14 protein-coding genes are annotated in these 13,575 nt (G+C 64.7%); 1 reads left to right on the top strand and 13 read right to left on the bottom strand.

The window, feature by feature from the left end:
* Window positions 1-13: 13 nt before the first annotated feature.
* The 11 genes from ftsA to ftsW all read right to left on the bottom strand — a co-directional run bounded on the left by ftsA (window position 14) and on the right by ftsW (window position 9,448).
* On the bottom strand, window positions 14-1,342 hold the full coding sequence (ftsA, locus tag Q4G24_RS01640) for a cell division protein FtsA (protein WP_303364755.1): 1,329 nt from the start codon (window positions 1,340-1,342) through the stop codon (window positions 14-16).
* Window positions 1,343-1,353: 11 nt separating this feature from the next.
* A complete protein-coding gene (locus Q4G24_RS01635; RefSeq protein WP_303364754.1) occupies window positions 1,354-2,340 on the bottom strand; it encodes a cell division protein FtsQ/DivIB in 987 nt (328 codons plus the stop codon).
* A complete protein-coding gene (locus tag Q4G24_RS01630) occupies window positions 2,328-3,206 on the bottom strand; it encodes a D-alanine--D-alanine ligase (RefSeq protein ID WP_303364816.1) in 879 nt (292 codons plus the stop codon). Before Q4G24_RS01630 ends, Q4G24_RS01635 begins: the two co-directional genes overlap by 13 nt.
* 152 nt (window positions 3,207-3,358) lie before the next feature.
* Entirely contained in the window at window positions 3,359-4,297 is a 939-nt protein-coding gene (murB, locus tag Q4G24_RS01625; RefSeq protein WP_303364753.1) for a UDP-N-acetylmuramate dehydrogenase, read from the bottom strand.
* A 39-nt stretch (window positions 4,298-4,336) separates the two neighbouring features.
* Window positions 4,337-4,765 (bottom strand): hypothetical protein, encoded by a 429-nt coding sequence (locus Q4G24_RS01620; protein ID WP_303364752.1) that lies wholly within the window; start codon window positions 4,763-4,765, stop codon window positions 4,337-4,339.
* Window positions 4,758-5,243: a hypothetical protein gene (locus Q4G24_RS01615; RefSeq protein ID WP_303364751.1), complete on the bottom strand. Its 486-nt coding sequence runs from the start codon at window positions 5,241-5,243 to the stop codon at window positions 4,758-4,760. The genes Q4G24_RS01620 and Q4G24_RS01615 overlap by 8 nt, the downstream gene beginning before the upstream one ends.
* Complete coding sequence (locus Q4G24_RS01610) at window positions 5,236-5,526, bottom strand: hypothetical protein (protein ID WP_303364750.1); 291 nt, start codon at window positions 5,524-5,526, stop codon at window positions 5,236-5,238. The genes Q4G24_RS01615 and Q4G24_RS01610 overlap by 8 nt, the downstream gene beginning before the upstream one ends.
* Window positions 5,527-5,530: 4 nt before the next feature.
* Entirely contained in the window at window positions 5,531-5,791 is a 261-nt protein-coding gene (locus Q4G24_RS01605; protein ID WP_303364749.1) for a hypothetical protein, read from the bottom strand.
* On the bottom strand, window positions 5,788-7,212 hold the full coding sequence (gene murC, locus Q4G24_RS01600) for a UDP-N-acetylmuramate--L-alanine ligase (protein WP_303364748.1): 1,425 nt from the start codon (window positions 7,210-7,212) through the stop codon (window positions 5,788-5,790). Before murC ends, Q4G24_RS01605 begins: the two co-directional genes overlap by 4 nt.
* Window positions 7,209-8,288 carry a glycosyltransferase gene (locus Q4G24_RS01595; protein ID WP_303364747.1) on the bottom strand — a complete coding sequence of 360 codons (1,080 nt, stop codon included), beginning with the start codon at window positions 8,286-8,288 and terminating at the stop codon, window positions 7,209-7,211. Before Q4G24_RS01595 ends, murC begins: the two co-directional genes overlap by 4 nt.
* Window positions 8,285-9,448 carry a putative lipid II flippase FtsW gene (gene ftsW / locus Q4G24_RS01590; protein ID WP_303364746.1) on the bottom strand — a complete coding sequence of 388 codons (1,164 nt, stop codon included), beginning with the start codon at window positions 9,446-9,448 and terminating at the stop codon, window positions 8,285-8,287. Before ftsW ends, Q4G24_RS01595 begins: the two co-directional genes overlap by 4 nt.
* A gap of 149 nt (window positions 9,449-9,597) precedes the next feature.
* Here ftsW and chrA point away from each other — a divergent pair, with 149 nt between their 5' ends.
* Window positions 9,598-10,794 carry a chromate efflux transporter gene (chrA, locus tag Q4G24_RS01585; protein ID WP_303364745.1) on the top strand — a complete coding sequence of 399 codons (1,197 nt, stop codon included), beginning with the start codon at window positions 9,598-9,600 and terminating at the stop codon, window positions 10,792-10,794.
* 220 nt (window positions 10,795-11,014) lie between these two features.
* On the opposite strand, the gene murD is transcribed toward chrA, so the two are convergent.
* Complete coding sequence (murD, locus tag Q4G24_RS01580; protein ID WP_303364744.1) at window positions 11,015-12,412, bottom strand: UDP-N-acetylmuramoyl-L-alanine--D-glutamate ligase; 1,398 nt, start codon at window positions 12,410-12,412, stop codon at window positions 11,015-11,017.
* A 77-nt stretch (window positions 12,413-12,489) separates the two neighbouring features.
* Window positions 12,490-13,572, bottom strand: coding sequence for a phospho-N-acetylmuramoyl-pentapeptide-transferase (gene mraY, locus Q4G24_RS01575; RefSeq protein ID WP_303364743.1), 1,083 nt, complete (start codon window positions 13,570-13,572; stop codon window positions 12,490-12,492).
* Window positions 13,573-13,575: the final 3 nt, after the last annotated feature.

Below are 13,575 nucleotides of genomic sequence, written 5' to 3'. Positions count from 1 at the left end.
CGGTCCGGCAGCGTCACCAGTTGTTGCGGAACCAGCGATATGTCCAGCTGAGGCCACGCATCGGGTAAGCCTCGGCAGGAACCTCGAAATCCCACCATTCGTCTTGCGGATGCGCCGCCAGCAGCGCCAGCCCGACCGCCGCCGCGCAACCCGGATGCTGCATCTGATGCGGCAGCCCGTCGATTCGCAGCGGTCGCCCGATGCGCACCGTCTGCCCCAACATGCGCGAGGCCAGCCCGTCCATCCCGGCAATCTGGCTGCCGCCACCCGTCAGGACGATCTGACGTGCGGGCATATAGTCGAACCCGGCAGCGTCCAGAACCTTTCGGACTTCTTCCAGAATCTCCTCGACGCGGGGACGCATAATGCCGATCAGGTCGGCGCGGCTGACCAGACGGCGCTCACCGTCCATGTCGTCGCCGTCCAGCTCGATCATCTCGCGGTCATCGCGGCCAGTGGCCTCCAGCCCGCCGTTCAGGGTTTTCAACCGCTCGGCCACGGCAAAGGGAACGCGCAGCCCGTGGGCAATGTCGCTGGTCACAAGATCGCCGCCCATGCGGATGCTGTCGGCAAAGATCATGTGCTTGCGCACAAAGATCGAAACCCCGGTCGAGCCGCCGCCAAGGTCAATACAGGCCGCGCCCAATTCCTGTTCGTCCTCGACCAGCGCCGCACGGCCTGCGGCATAGGACGCGCTGGCCACCCCGGCCAGGTCCAGATCACAGCGGCGCAGGCAATGCACCAGATTGCCGATGGCGTCGCTGCTGACCGTCAGAACATGCATATCGCAGGCCAGCCGGTTGCCCGCATGTTCACGGGGATCACCCAAACCGCTGCGCTGATCGACGGCAAAGTTCACCGGCTGCGCGTGCAGCACCTCGCGCCCACGCCCAAAGTCCGGCACATCGCAAGCCGCCAGCACCGATGCCACATCGCCCTCGGTCACTTTCCCGGTTTTCAGCGGAATATCCCCCGCCAGCCCATAGGACGCAGGCCGCGCCCCGGAAATGCAGGCAATCACATGATCCAGCCGCACGCCCGCCAGCTTTTGCGCCTTGGCCACCACGGTGCGCACAGCGCGTTCCGCCTCGGACATGCTGTCGATCTCGCCAAAGCGGATACCGCGCGATTGCGTGGTCGCGGCGCCAATCACCCGGAAATCCGCCTGCCCCGCCAGCGAGCCGACGCCATCATCCGAACGGCGCATCGGGGCTTCCTCGAATTGCAGCACGATGCAGGTAATCTTGCTGCTGCCAATATCCAGCAGCCCGATCACGCCGCGTTGCAGGGCGGCCTTGCGGATTGCCCGCATCGCACGCTGTTTCTGATACAGATCCTTCATCCCCGCCCCCGTCAGCTTTTCTTGTCCTCGGGCGGCAGTTCCCGCCCGTCCGGCCCCAGCAAAGGTCGGCCGCGCGCCGCCCGCAGCCCGTTTTGCCCGGCAATACCGATGCGCAGCATGGGCCGGTCGCCATCACGCAGATCGACGGCCAGCACGTCACGGCCCAGCACGTCCTGTTTCTCGTTCAGCACCAGAAACTCGCGCAGCGCCCGTTCCGCGTCATCCGCAGGCAGCATGATGCGCTGACCATTGTCCAACACCACATCCCAGCGGCGCTCGCCCCAGCGTTCCAGCCCGCGCAGCCGCGGCAGGATCGGCCCGGCGATTTCAAACAGGGCCAGCGCCTGCGGCGTGGCCTTGTCACCGCCAAGCCCGGCAATCAGTGGCAAATCCTGACGCAATTCGCGTGTGGTCACGCTGGCGACGCGATGCCCGCCCGCATCCAGCATGTCGATGCCGCCCGTGTGGCGCCACAGGATCGCCGGGGTGCGTTCCGTCACGATGGCTTCCAGCACGCCACCATCCTTGATCCGCAGGTCCAGCGTTTCAATCGCATCCAGCGACAACGCCTGCTGACGCAGCGCCTTGAGGTCCAGGTCAAAGCTGGAGGCAGGCAAATCCACCGGCAGCATTGCCCGCAAACCTTCGTCCACGGCGGGCGATGCACCCTGAATCTGCATCCGCTTGACCATGAACGCTTCGCGGTGCTGCACATCCTGCACCCGGTCCTGAACCCAACCGCCGATGGCCGAGCGGTTGCCATCATCCGCCAGCCAGCCACCGACCAGCAGCGCGACCAGCAGCACCGGCCCACCGATGCGGAACGCCCGCCGCCAGCCGGGCCGCATCATCAGCCGGTCGAAACGATATTTCAGCCGCGACGGTGCCGGGTCACGGCGGCGGCGCGGCGGCTCTGCCGTGGCGGCATTGCGGATCACCCGGAACCCCGAGGGCGTCAGCGGTGCGCCATCGACGCCATGGCGGGTCACTTGCGGCATAGCGCCTCCTCGACCAGCCAGCGGCACAGTTCGGGATAGCTGATCCCGGCATGGGCAGCCTGTTCCGGTGCCAGCGAGGTCGGGGTCATGCCCGGCTGGGTGTTGGTTTCCAGCAGCACCAGCCCGTCCAGCCCACGCGCCTCGTCCCAGCGGAAATCGGTGCGCGACATGCCCCGGCAACCAAGCGCCTGATGCGCCCGCACGGCATAATCCAGACAAGCGGCGCTGATCTCGGCCGGAATATCCGCCGGGATCACATGGCGCGAACCCCCGGTCTTGTATTTGGCGTCATAATCATACCAGCCGGTCGTGATGATCTCGGTCACGGCAAGGGCGCGATCACCCATGACGGCGGTGGTCAGTTCGCGCCCCGGCGCATAGGTTTCCACCATCACGCGGGCAGGCATCTTGTCGTCCAACTGCGGCGGGCCGTTATTGTCCAGCCCGACGATATAAACCCCCACGCTGGAGCCTTCGTCATTTGGCTTGACCACATAGGGCGGCGGCAGGACGTGGCGGGTGCGCACGTCATCCGCATCAGCGATCACGCTTTCGACCACCGGCAAGCCCGCATCGCGATAAACCTGCTTGGCCCGCGTCTTGTCCATTGCCAGCGCCGAGGCCAGCACCCCCGAATGGGTATAGAGCAGCCCCAGCCATTCCAGAAGGCCCTGAACACAGCCGTCCTCACCCCAGCGGCCATGCAGAGCGTTGAACACCACATCCGGCCGGACAAACGCCAGCCGTGCGGGCAGATCATCGCCCGCGTCGATTTCCACGACATCATAGCCCGCCAGCCGCAGCGCATCCGCGCATCCGCGCCCCGAGGACAGCGAAACCTCGCGCTCGGCGCTTGGTCCGCCCATCAGGACAGCTACGGTCAGGGGCGTGCTGCTCGAATTGCCCGCCACTTTCGCCTCGTTTTCTGGCCCCGATTTCGGGACACGCGCCTGTTTCGACGCTTATGCGGCAAGAATAACCCGAAAGTGACGGATTGGAAAAGAGTCTTTCGCCAGTCTCAGGCGGATTTCCCCGCTGCGGGGTCGCCAATGCGGATCACTTCCCACGTCAGCAGGTGGCCGCTGGTGTCCTGCACCTTCTGGCGGACGTATTCACCGAGCGATTCCAGATCCGCCGCCGTGGCTTCGCCGGTGTTCAGCAGAAAGTTCGGGTGCTTTTCCGACATCTGCGCCCCACCAAGCCGATAGCCGCGCAGGCCCGCATCCTCGATCAGCTTCCACGCCTTGAGGTCATGCGTATCATCCGCCCGCCCGGTCGAAGAAAACCCCACCGGGTTGCGGAATGTCGAACCGGCGCTGCGGTCCTTGACCGGCTGGGTCGCGTCGCGTTTGGCAAGCTGGTCCTCCATCCGGGCCTCCAGCGCGGCCGGATCGGCGCGTCCGGCGCGGAACCGGGCCGAGACCAGCACCGCACCGGGCGGCAGTTCCGAATGACGATAGGCAAAGCGCAGGTCAGCAGGCGTCAGCGTGACCAGATCGCCCGCGCGGGTGATGGCGATCGCGTCGATCAGGTGATCCGCGACATAGGAACCATAGCAGCCCGCATTCATCGCCACCGCGCCGCCGATACTGCCCGGAATGGTGCGCAGAAACGTCAGGTCCAGCCCCGCCTGCGCCGCCTTGCGGGCGACATGCGCATCCAGCGCCGCCGCGCCTGCGGTCACAATGTCGCCGTCAACCCCGATCCCGTTAAAGCCCCGGCCCAGCCGGATCACCACGCCCCGGATGCCACCATCCCGCACGATCAGGTTCGAGCCGACGCCCATCGTGAACACCGGCACATCAGCAGGCAAATCATGCAGGAAAGCCGCCAGATCATCCGCATCGGCAGGCTGGAACAGCCAGTCAGCAGGCCCGCCAACGCGCAGCCAGGTCAACCCGTCCAGCGGGCGGTCCGGCGTCAAGGCGCCGCGAACAGGGGGGAGGGTCATGCTCATGCGCCGCTTGTGCCACGGTTGCGGGTGGCGCTCAAGCCGTCAGCGCCGCAGCAGGGCAATGACCAGCCCGCCAATCGCCCCGGTCAGCGCCGGAATCCCCACAAGCAAGATCCAAAAGACATAGACCGCTGATGAAAAATACGCCGCCGGATGCGTCATCCGCACACCCAGCCACCCGGCCAGCACATAGACCAGCGGCAGGGCAATCACCGCCGCCGCCTGCCCTCGTCGTCCAACCCGCCACAAAACCCAGCAGATGCGGCCAAAGCACAGGCAGACCAGCCCCATCAGCAGGCCGGGCAGCACGTTACCTTCGGCCTCGGGCAAAGTGACAATCAGCACCAGCATCGCAATCACCACCGCCAGCGCAATCAGCAGCGTGTTGCGCTGCGCCGGATGCAGGATCAGGCTGGCAACTGCGCCGATAACTGCGGCAAGGACCAAAACGATGCCAATGATCTCATACATGCGGGGCTTTGACCTGACGCCGCGCCCGGATCGCGGCCCAGACAGCCCCCAGCAACGCGCCAACCGTCATCGGTATTCCCGCCAGATATGCGCCAAGCACAAAGCCCAGGTTGGGGAACAGCCCCTCGGACGGCTCTACCAGTTCAACCGCAGCAAAGCCCGTGACCATATAGCCAACGCTCAGCACAACCAACAGCACCGCCAGCCAGCGTCGACGCGGCCATGCCAGAAAGCTCAGCCGGAAGAAGCACAGGGCGCATAACACCAGCAGCAGGATAAAGGCCGTCACCTGAACCTGACGCGGCAGGAAATCACCGAAAATCAGACTGACCACGGCCACGCCTGCCAGCGCCAACACCAGCGCCGTCAGACGGGGCGGTGCCGGGCGGCGCAGCAGGCTGGCCAGAGCTGCGAAAACTCCTGCCACCAGCAGCACGATACCGCCCCAGAGGTAAAGCAGCTCGAACATCTCAGCCACGGCGGCTCAGATGCGCCCAAATCCCGGCGGCCAGCCCGACGATCAGTGCCGTGATTCCCGGCGCAATCAGGAAATACAACAGGATATGGCGCGAGCGCATGGCCTCGCCATAGGCGGGTTGCTGATAGGCGTTCCAGCCCCAGATGCCCAGCACCGCCACCGCCGCCAGCACCACCCACAGCGCCATGATGCCCCATCGCCGGCCGGCGAAAAAGCCAATGATGGCAGTGACAACCAAAACCGCCAGTGATTGCAGGACCGGGATCAGAAAAGGGTTGTCCATCGCGTTACTCTCCGACGTGATGCGTGTTGACGTGATGGGGGTTATAGGGCCGGCGCAACAAAAGCCATGCGCCCGGTGCCAGCGCCACCAGTGCCGGAATCGGGCCAAGCACCCACGTCATCAGCCCGACCAACAACACACCGCTGACCACCAGAACAGCCAGCATCTTGGGCCGCTGCGGTTCCCGCAAACGCGGCAGGCTGGCGGCACCGGCGATCCAGACCAGCGCCAGCATCAGCACCAGATAGGGTAAGGCCGCGCTCATGCAGCCTCGTCGCGCAGCATTTGCGGCAGGTTATTGGCCCATGTGCTGATCGTCCCTGCGCCAAGGCAGACAACCATATCCCCGGCACGCGCCTGTTCGCGCACCAGCCGGGCAAGGTCGCCTTCGGACAGGATGGCGCGGGCGTGACGGTGGCCGTGGGCGATCAGGCCCGCCACCAGATCATCGCGGGATGCGCCGGGGATCGGGTCTTCGCCCGCCGAATAGACCTCGGCAATGGCGACCACATCGGCCTCATTGAAACAGGTGCAGAAATCCTCGAACAGATTGGACAGGCGCGAATAGCGGTGCGGCTGATGCACGGCGATGATGCGGCCCCTGGTCGCCTGCCGCGCGGCTTTCAGCACCGCCGCAATCTCGACCGGGTGGTGGCCATAATCGTCAATGATGGTCACGCCATCGACCTCTCCCACCTTGGTAAAGCGCCGCCCCACGCCGCCGAACCCGGCCAGCGCCTCGCGGATCTCGGCCCGCTTCATGCCAAGGTGACGCGCCACCGCCACCGCCGAAAGCGCGTTGCTGACGTTGTGATCGCCCGGCATCGGCAAGGTGCAGCCCTCGATCACGGGAGCGTTGCCGTCCTCGTCCCGCTCCCCCTGCAGCGCGATGTCAAAATGCGCGACGCCGTTCTCATAGGTCAGGTTGACCGCCCGAACATCGGCCTGCGCATTAAAACCGAACGTCACCACCCGACGGTCGGTCAGCTTGCCGACCAGCGCCTGAACCTCGGGGTGGTCGGTGCAGCAGACCGCCAGCCCATAGAAAGGAATGTTACTGACGAAATCGTAGAACCCCTTGCGCAGCGCATCGAAAGAACCCCAATGCTCCATATGCTCGGGGTCAATATTGGTCACGATGGCGATGGTCGCGGGCAGACGGTTAAAGGAACCGTCGCTTTCGTCGGCCTCGACCACCATCCATTCACCCGCACCGGCCCGCGCGTTCGAGCCATAGGCATGGATCACCCCCCCGTTAATCACGGTTGGATCGAAATTGCCCTTGTCCAGCAAGGTCGCAACCATGGTCGTGGTCGTGGTCTTGCCATGCGTCCCAGCCACGGCGATGTTGGATTTCAGGCGCATCAGCTCGGCCAGCATCTCGGCACGGCGGACGATGGGCAGGCCACGGCGGCGGGCCTCGGCCAATTCGGGGTTGGTATCGCGGATAGCGGTGGATTTCACCACCACACCCGCCTCACCCACGTTATCCGCTGACTGGCCGATGAACACCCGCGCACCAAGACTTTCCAGCCGCTCGGTGATCTTGCTGGCTTTGGCGTCGCTGCCCTGAACGTCATAGCCCAGGGTCATCAGCACCTCAGCGATGCCCGACATGCCAATGCCGCCAATGCCGATAAAATGGATGGGGCCAAGCTCGCCGGGCAGTTTCGTGGCTGCGTTCATTGGGCAATATCCTTTACGATTTGGGCCAGACGTTCGGCCGCATCAGGGCGACCAAGGGCCAATGCCGCCTGCGCCATCTGCTGCGCGCGGGCGGGGTCGGTCAGAATGGCGCGGATGTCGCGCATCATGGTTTCAGGGTCAAGCACCGATTCCGGCACCACCAGCGCCGCGCCGCTATCCGCCAGCGCCCGCGCATTTGCTGTCTGATGATCGCCGGTTGCGGCAGCATAGGGGATCAGGATCGAAGGCCGCCCAATCACCGTAATATCCGCAACCGAGGACGCGCCCGACCGGCTGATCACCAGATGGCACCCGGCCAGCCGCTGCGGCACATCGTCAAAGAACGGGCGGATTTCGGCCTGAACGCCTGCGCTTTCATAGGCTTGGGTGACGCGGGAAGCATCCTCGGCCCGCGCCTGATGGCTGACGCGCAGCCGGGCGCGGATGTCCTCAGGCAGCGCCGCAATCGCGGCCGGGATCACATCCGACAGCACCCGCGCGCCCTGCGACCCGCCAATCACCAGCAGGTTCAGCGCATCCTCACCCGGCGCAACATAGGCCGCCCCCGCCTGCGCCAGAACCGCAGCCCGCACGGGGTTGCCAGTATGGATACCCTGCACCCCGCCCGGCAAATCGGTCGGCCAGATACCGCAAGCCACACGCGCGACACGCGGCGCAAAAATCCGGTTCACCCGGCCCATGACACCGTTCTGCTCATGGATCATCGCCGGAATCCCCAGCAGACGCGCCGCCGACAGCGCCGGAATCGTCGGATAGCCGCCAAAGCCGACGACAACCGAAGGCCGGTCCCGCCGCAAAGCCAGCACCGCCGAAGCCACCCCGGCCCCAATCCGAAACGGGGCCACCAGCTTACCAACCGCCCCGCCCCGCGCCGTCGTGGCCGAGGTCACAACCTGCCGCACCACGGCATCCGGGAAGGCCCCGGCGTAACGCGCGCCGCGCTCATCGGTGGACAGGGTGACGCGCCACCCCTCGACCAGCAGCACCTCGGCCAAGGATTGCGCCGGGAACATATGGCCGCCGGTGCCACCCGCTGCGATCAAAGCGTAACTCATTTCCCGCGTCCCAGAATATCGGCAATCTCACCCTGCGGCCTGGTCCGGGTCAGCGCCAGCAGCATCCCTACCGCGATACCCGAAGCCACCACGGACGAGCCGCCATAGCTGACAAAAGGCAGCGTCATCCCCTTGGCCGGCAGCAGCCGCACCGCCACCCCCATGTTAATCAGCGCCTGCACACCAAAGGCACAGGCCAGCCCGGTCCCGGCGATACGGGTGAACGGGTCGCGCTCGCGCCGCAAGCGCCACAGGCTGCGCACCACGATGGTTGCGTAAAGCGCGATGATGAACAGCACCAGCAGCAGCCCATATTCCTCGGCCGCAACGGCAATGATAAAATCGGTATGCGCATCGGGAAGCTGCCATTTGACCGTGCCTTCACCCACGCCGACGCCGAAAAAACCGCCCTCCTGAATGGCATTGGTCGCATAGCCGATCTGCGTGCGCGGATCGACCGTAGGCGACAGGAACCCATTGATCCGGCGGGCGAAATGTTCTGACGCGCCATAGGCAAAGATGCCGCCCATCACGGCCAGCCCAGCGACGCCCCCGAGCAGCCAGATCGGCGCCCCGGCGACAAAGAACATCACGCACCAGGCAAACAGGATCAGCGAGGCCTGCCCGAAATCCGGCTGCATCGCCAACAGCACCACGATCAGCGCTGTCAGCATGAACGAATAACGCCGCCCCGGCGGGCCACCGACCTCGAAACTGGCGGCCAGCAGCCATGCGGCCATAGCGATGAAACCGGGCTTGAGGAACTCGGACGGCTGCATCGAAATGCCCGCGATGCTGAGCCAGCGCACCGCGCCCTTGCCGTGATCGCTGCCGATGATGGGCAAAAGCAGCACCAGCACAAAGGCCACGGCAAAGCCTAGCACCCCGATCCGCCGCACCATCCGCGGCGATTGCATCGAGATCAGAACCGCCACACCCAGCCCCATGGTGCCGAAAATCGCCTGCCGGATCACATAGTAAAACGGCGGCTGCCCCAGCCGCTCAGCCAGTGGCACCGAGGCCGCCAGCCCCAGCAGCAGCCCGATGGCAAACAGCCCGAACACGCAGGCCAAGGCCCAGCGGTCCACCGTCCGCCACCAGCGGGGAAGAATCGGGTCGCCCACACGCGCGGGTGCTGCGCCGAATACCATTTCGGTCATGTTTTACTGCCGTCACTGCCTCGGGTCCGCCCGGTTTTCCGGGTCGTTGACGGCAAGAATAGCGCGATTTTTGGCCTCATACCAGCCTGCTTGCCGAAACATGGCAGATTTTCACCAAACCTTAGGATTTCGAGGGTAACTGTCAGAGCATGATTCGTGATGACACCCAACCCGCAGGGCTTTGGCACCTGTTCCTGATCTTCCTGCGCCTCGGGCTGACCAGCTTTGGCGGGCCGGTGGCGCATATCGGCTATTTTCGGGACGAATTCGTGATCCGGCGGCGCTGGATGACGGATCATGCCTTTGCCGACCTTCTGGCGCTTTGCCAGTTTTTACCCGGCCCGGCCTCCAGCCAGATGAACTTTGCCATCGGCTATGCGCGGGGCGGGATATGGGGGGCGATGCTGGCTTTTGCCGGATTCACCCTGCCATCGGCACTGGTGCTGATGCTGCTGGCGGCACTATGGGGGACAGCACCGCCGGACGGGTTGGCGGGCGGCCTGATCCATGGGCTGAAGCTGGTCGCGGTGGCTGTCGTGGCCCATGCCCTGCTTGGCATGGCCCGCAGCCTCGCGCCAGACGGGCCACGCGCCGGGGTGGCGCTGGCGGCGCTGGCGGTTGTCTCGCTCTGGCCCGGCATGGGGCTGGCGCAAATCGCTGCAATTGCGCTTGGCGCGGCAATTGGGGCGGGGCTGCGGCTTGGCCCGTCGGTCAGGGACGGACAAATGGAGCCGGGCATCATGCCATCGCGCCGCACCGGGACGATTTGTCTGGCGCTGTTTGCCCTGCTGCTGGCAACGGTCCCGCTGCTGGCGCAAGCCGGGCTTTGGGGACAAATCTTCGCCAGCTTCTACGGGGCCGGGGCGCTGGTCTTTGGTGGCGGCCATGTGGTGCTGCCGCTGCTGGAAACCGGAACCGTCAGCACCGGGCTGGTCAGCGCCGACAGCTTTCTGGCCGGCTATGGCGCGGCGCAGGCGGTGCCGGGGCCGCTGTTTACCTTTGCCGCGTGGTTGGGTCAGGTCGCGGGCGGGGTTCCGGGCGCATTACTGGCACTGGCCGCCGTGTTCCTGCCGGGCCTGTTGCTGGTGATGGGCGCCCTGCCCTTTTGGACACAGATCTCCACGCACCCGCAGGCACGACACGCCATGGCCGGAGCCAATGCGGCAGTGGTCGGCATCCTTGGCGCGGCGCTTTATCAGCCGGTGTTTACCAGCGCGGTGCTATCGCCTGCGGATTTTACGCTGGCGGTCGGGCTGTTCCTGATGCTGACGATCTGGAACCGCCCGGCATGGCAGGTCGTGCTGGCCGGGCTGATTCTTGGCACGATACTAACCGGGATTCGCTAACCGCCGGGTTGCAAGGGTGATGGAAACCGCGCGGATGGCCCGGGCCTGATGCCGCCCTGCGGACCACCCGGCGCGACCAGTCAGTCACCACCGCTGATCTGATCGCAGGCCAGAAATTGAATCAGGGTTGGGTTCGTCACTGGCCGCATGAATAGCGGCGAGGAATGGCTGTAACGCTGTTACACGCCCCCGGCGGTGACGCCGGGCTGCATGAGCGGCCTCACCCCTCCTGAAGCGCGTTTACCAGATTGGTGAAATCTTCGCCGCGCTTCTCGAAATTGGGATATTGGTCGAAACTTGCGGCGGCAGGTGCCAGCAGGACCGTTTCCCCCGGCTGCGCATCCGCCGCCGCATGGGCCACGGCCTGCGCCATGGTTTCCGAGATTTCATAGGGAACCCCCGGCAATTGCAGGGCAAAATCCCGCGCGGAATGGCCGATAAGATAGGCTTTCACCACCTGCTCCAGATGAGGGGCCAAAGCAGCAATGCCACCATCCTTGCCAAGCCCGCCCGCGATCCAGCGGATGCGTGGAAACGCCTTCAACGCCTGTTCGGCGGCATCGGTATTGGTCGCCTTGCTGTCATTGACCCAGCGCACACCGTTCAGTTCCCGCACCGTCTGGCTACGATGCGGAAGGCCCGCAAAACTATGCAGCGCAGCCTCGATCTGACGCGGGGCGATGCCGACGGCACGACAGGCGGCATAGGCCGCACAGGCGTTCTGATGGTTATGCGCACCGGGCAGGCCGCGCATCTCGCGCAGGTCAATCGAGGCCACCTGACGGCCCTTGCGATATTCCGACAAAAAACCCTTGCGGGCAAAGACCGACCAGCCCGGCCCGTCCAGTTTCATCCGCGCCGAGACCCGGATCACCCGGTCATCTGCGGCGGCAACCGCCATCTGATTGGCCAGATAGCGACCCTCGACCTCATCGACGCCAATCACCGCCCGTTCCGGTCCGCCTTCAGCAAACAACCGCCGCTTGGCGGCGAAATAGCCGCCCATGCCGCTGTGCCGGTCCAGATGATCCGGCGACAGATTGGTAAACACGGCCACATCCGGGGTCAGCGCCCGCGCCAGATCGGTCTGATAGCTGGACAATTCCAGAACAATCACCTCACCATCATGGGCCGGGTCCAGCGACAGAACCCCGGTGCCGATATTGCCGCCCATCTGCGTGGGCCGACCCGACTCTTGCAAAATATGGTGAATCAGCGCGGTCGTGGTGGATTTGCCATTGCTGCCGGTGACGGCAATCACCTGCGGGATGGTGTCGAAATTATCCCATTCCGGCGTGGCAAAGCTACGAAAAAACAGCCCGATGTCGTTATCAACCGGCACCCCAAGGTTCAGCGCATGGGCAACGACCGGGTTCGGCTGCGGATACAGATGCGGGATGCCGGGGCTGACGATCAGCGCACCGATCCCGTCCCAATTTGCAGCTTTGCTCAGATCCAGCAGGGTCAGATCGCCCGCCTGTTCGCGCGTCTCGGCGCTGTCATCCCATGCGATAACATGCGCCCCGCCCGCCGCCAGCGCAGCAGCGGTAGCCCGCCCCGAACGGCCAAGACCAAGGACAGCAATCTTGCGGTTTTCAACGCCTTGGACGGGGATCATGCGCGGCTCCGGTGCTGAGCGAAGGACCGGGGGTTTTCCACCCCCGGACCCCCGAGGATATTTTCAGACAAAAGATATCAGCGCAGTTTCAGCGTCGCCAGACCGATCAGCGCAAGGATCAACGAGATGATCCAGAAGCGAATGACGATTTGCGGTTCGGCCCAGCCCTTTTTCTCAAAATGATGGTGAATCGGGGCCATCAGGAACACGCGGCGGCCGGTGCGTTTGAAATAGAACACCTGAATGATGACCGAGAGCGCCTCAACCACGAACAGCCCGCCGACGATGGCAAGGACGATTTCGTGTTTCGTCACCACCGCAATGGCGCCAAGCGCGCCGCCAAGGGCAAGGCTGCCGGTGTCACCCATAAAGACCGCGGCAGGCGGCGCGTTATACCACAAGAACCCAAGCCCGCCGCCGATAAGGGCCGAGACAAACACCAGAATCTCGCCCGTGCCGGGGACGTGGTGAACGCCAAGATAGTTGGCATAATCCACGCGCCCGACCAGATAGGCAATGACGCCGAAGGTTGCCGCAGCAATCATCACCGGGCCGATGGCCAGCCCGTCCAGACCGTCGGTCAGGTTCACCGCATTGGCCGCGCCAACGATCACCACCATGGCAAAGGGAACGTAAAGCAGGCTGAGGTTAATCAGCGTATCCTTGAGGAACGGCACCGCCAGTTGCCCGGTCAGCCCTGCCGGCTGCATCCATGCCGCAGCCGCTCCGGCCAGCGCCGCAATCACCAGACCGATGCCCATGCGCACCCGGCCCGAGACCCCGGCGACGCTGTGTTTCGTGACCTTGGCATAGTCATCGGCAAAGCCGATCGCGGCAAAGCCCGCCGTCACCAGCAGCACGATCCAGATGTAGCCATTGTCCAGCCGCGCCCACATCAGCGTCGAGAAGAACAGCGCAGACAGAATCAGCAGCCCGCCCATGGTCGGGGTTCCGGCTTTGACGAAATGGCCTTCGGGACCGTCATCGCGGATCGGCTGGCCTTTTTTCTGCTTGACGCGCAGCCAGTTGATCAGCGGCCTTCCGAACAGAAAGCCAAAGATCAGCGCCGTAAAGAAAGCCGCCCCCGCGCGGAAGGTGATATAGCGGAAAAGGTTAAAGATATCGCCGCCATCCGACAGCCCGGTCAGCCAGTAGAGCATAGA

The organism is Paracoccus sp. (in: a-proteobacteria) (genome assembly GCF_030538695.1).
Lineage (GTDB): Bacteria > Pseudomonadota > Alphaproteobacteria > Rhodobacterales > Rhodobacteraceae > Paracoccus.
Note: the sequence above shows the minus strand (reverse complement) of the source record. Positions and strands in the feature narration are given on the sequence as shown.

Excerpts from the sequence above, each read along its gene's own strand:
- Q4G24_RS01620 (WP_303364752.1), bottom strand. The coding sequence starts at position 4,765 with ATGTATGAGATCATTGGCATCGTTTTGGTCCTTGCCGCAGTTATCGGC.
- ftsW (WP_303364746.1), bottom strand. The coding sequence starts at position 9,448 with ATGACCGAAATGGTATTCGGCGCAGCACCCGCGCGTGTGGGCGACCCG.
- Q4G24_RS01595 (WP_303364747.1), bottom strand. The coding sequence starts at position 8,288 with ATGAGTTACGCTTTGATCGCAGCGGGTGGCACCGGCGGCCATATGTTC.
- chrA (WP_303364745.1), top strand. The coding sequence starts at position 9,598 with ATGATTCGTGATGACACCCAACCCGCAGGGCTTTGGCACCTGTTCCTG.
- Q4G24_RS01635 (WP_303364754.1), bottom strand. The coding sequence starts at position 2,340 with ATGCCGCAAGTGACCCGCCATGGCGTCGATGGCGCACCGCTGACGCCC.
- Q4G24_RS01605 (WP_303364749.1), bottom strand. The coding sequence starts at position 5,791 with ATGAGCGCGGCCTTACCCTATCTGGTGCTGATGCTGGCGCTGGTCTGG.
- Q4G24_RS01610 (WP_303364750.1), bottom strand. The coding sequence starts at position 5,526 with ATGGACAACCCTTTTCTGATCCCGGTCCTGCAATCACTGGCGGTTTTG.
- Q4G24_RS01630 (WP_303364816.1), bottom strand. The coding sequence starts at position 3,206 with ATGGGCGGACCAAGCGCCGAGCGCGAGGTTTCGCTGTCCTCGGGGCGC.
- murB (WP_303364753.1), bottom strand. The coding sequence starts at position 4,297 with ATGAGCATGACCCTCCCCCCTGTTCGCGGCGCCTTGACGCCGGACCGC.
- mraY (WP_303364743.1), bottom strand. The coding sequence starts at position 13,572 with ATGCTCTACTGGCTGACCGGGCTGTCGGATGGCGGCGATATCTTTAAC.
- murC (WP_303364748.1), bottom strand. The coding sequence starts at position 7,212 with ATGAACGCAGCCACGAAACTGCCCGGCGAGCTTGGCCCCATCCATTTT.
- ftsA (WP_303364755.1), bottom strand. The coding sequence starts at position 1,342 with ATGAAGGATCTGTATCAGAAACAGCGTGCGATGCGGGCAATCCGCAAG.
- murD (WP_303364744.1), bottom strand. The coding sequence starts at position 12,412 with ATGATCCCCGTCCAAGGCGTTGAAAACCGCAAGATTGCTGTCCTTGGT.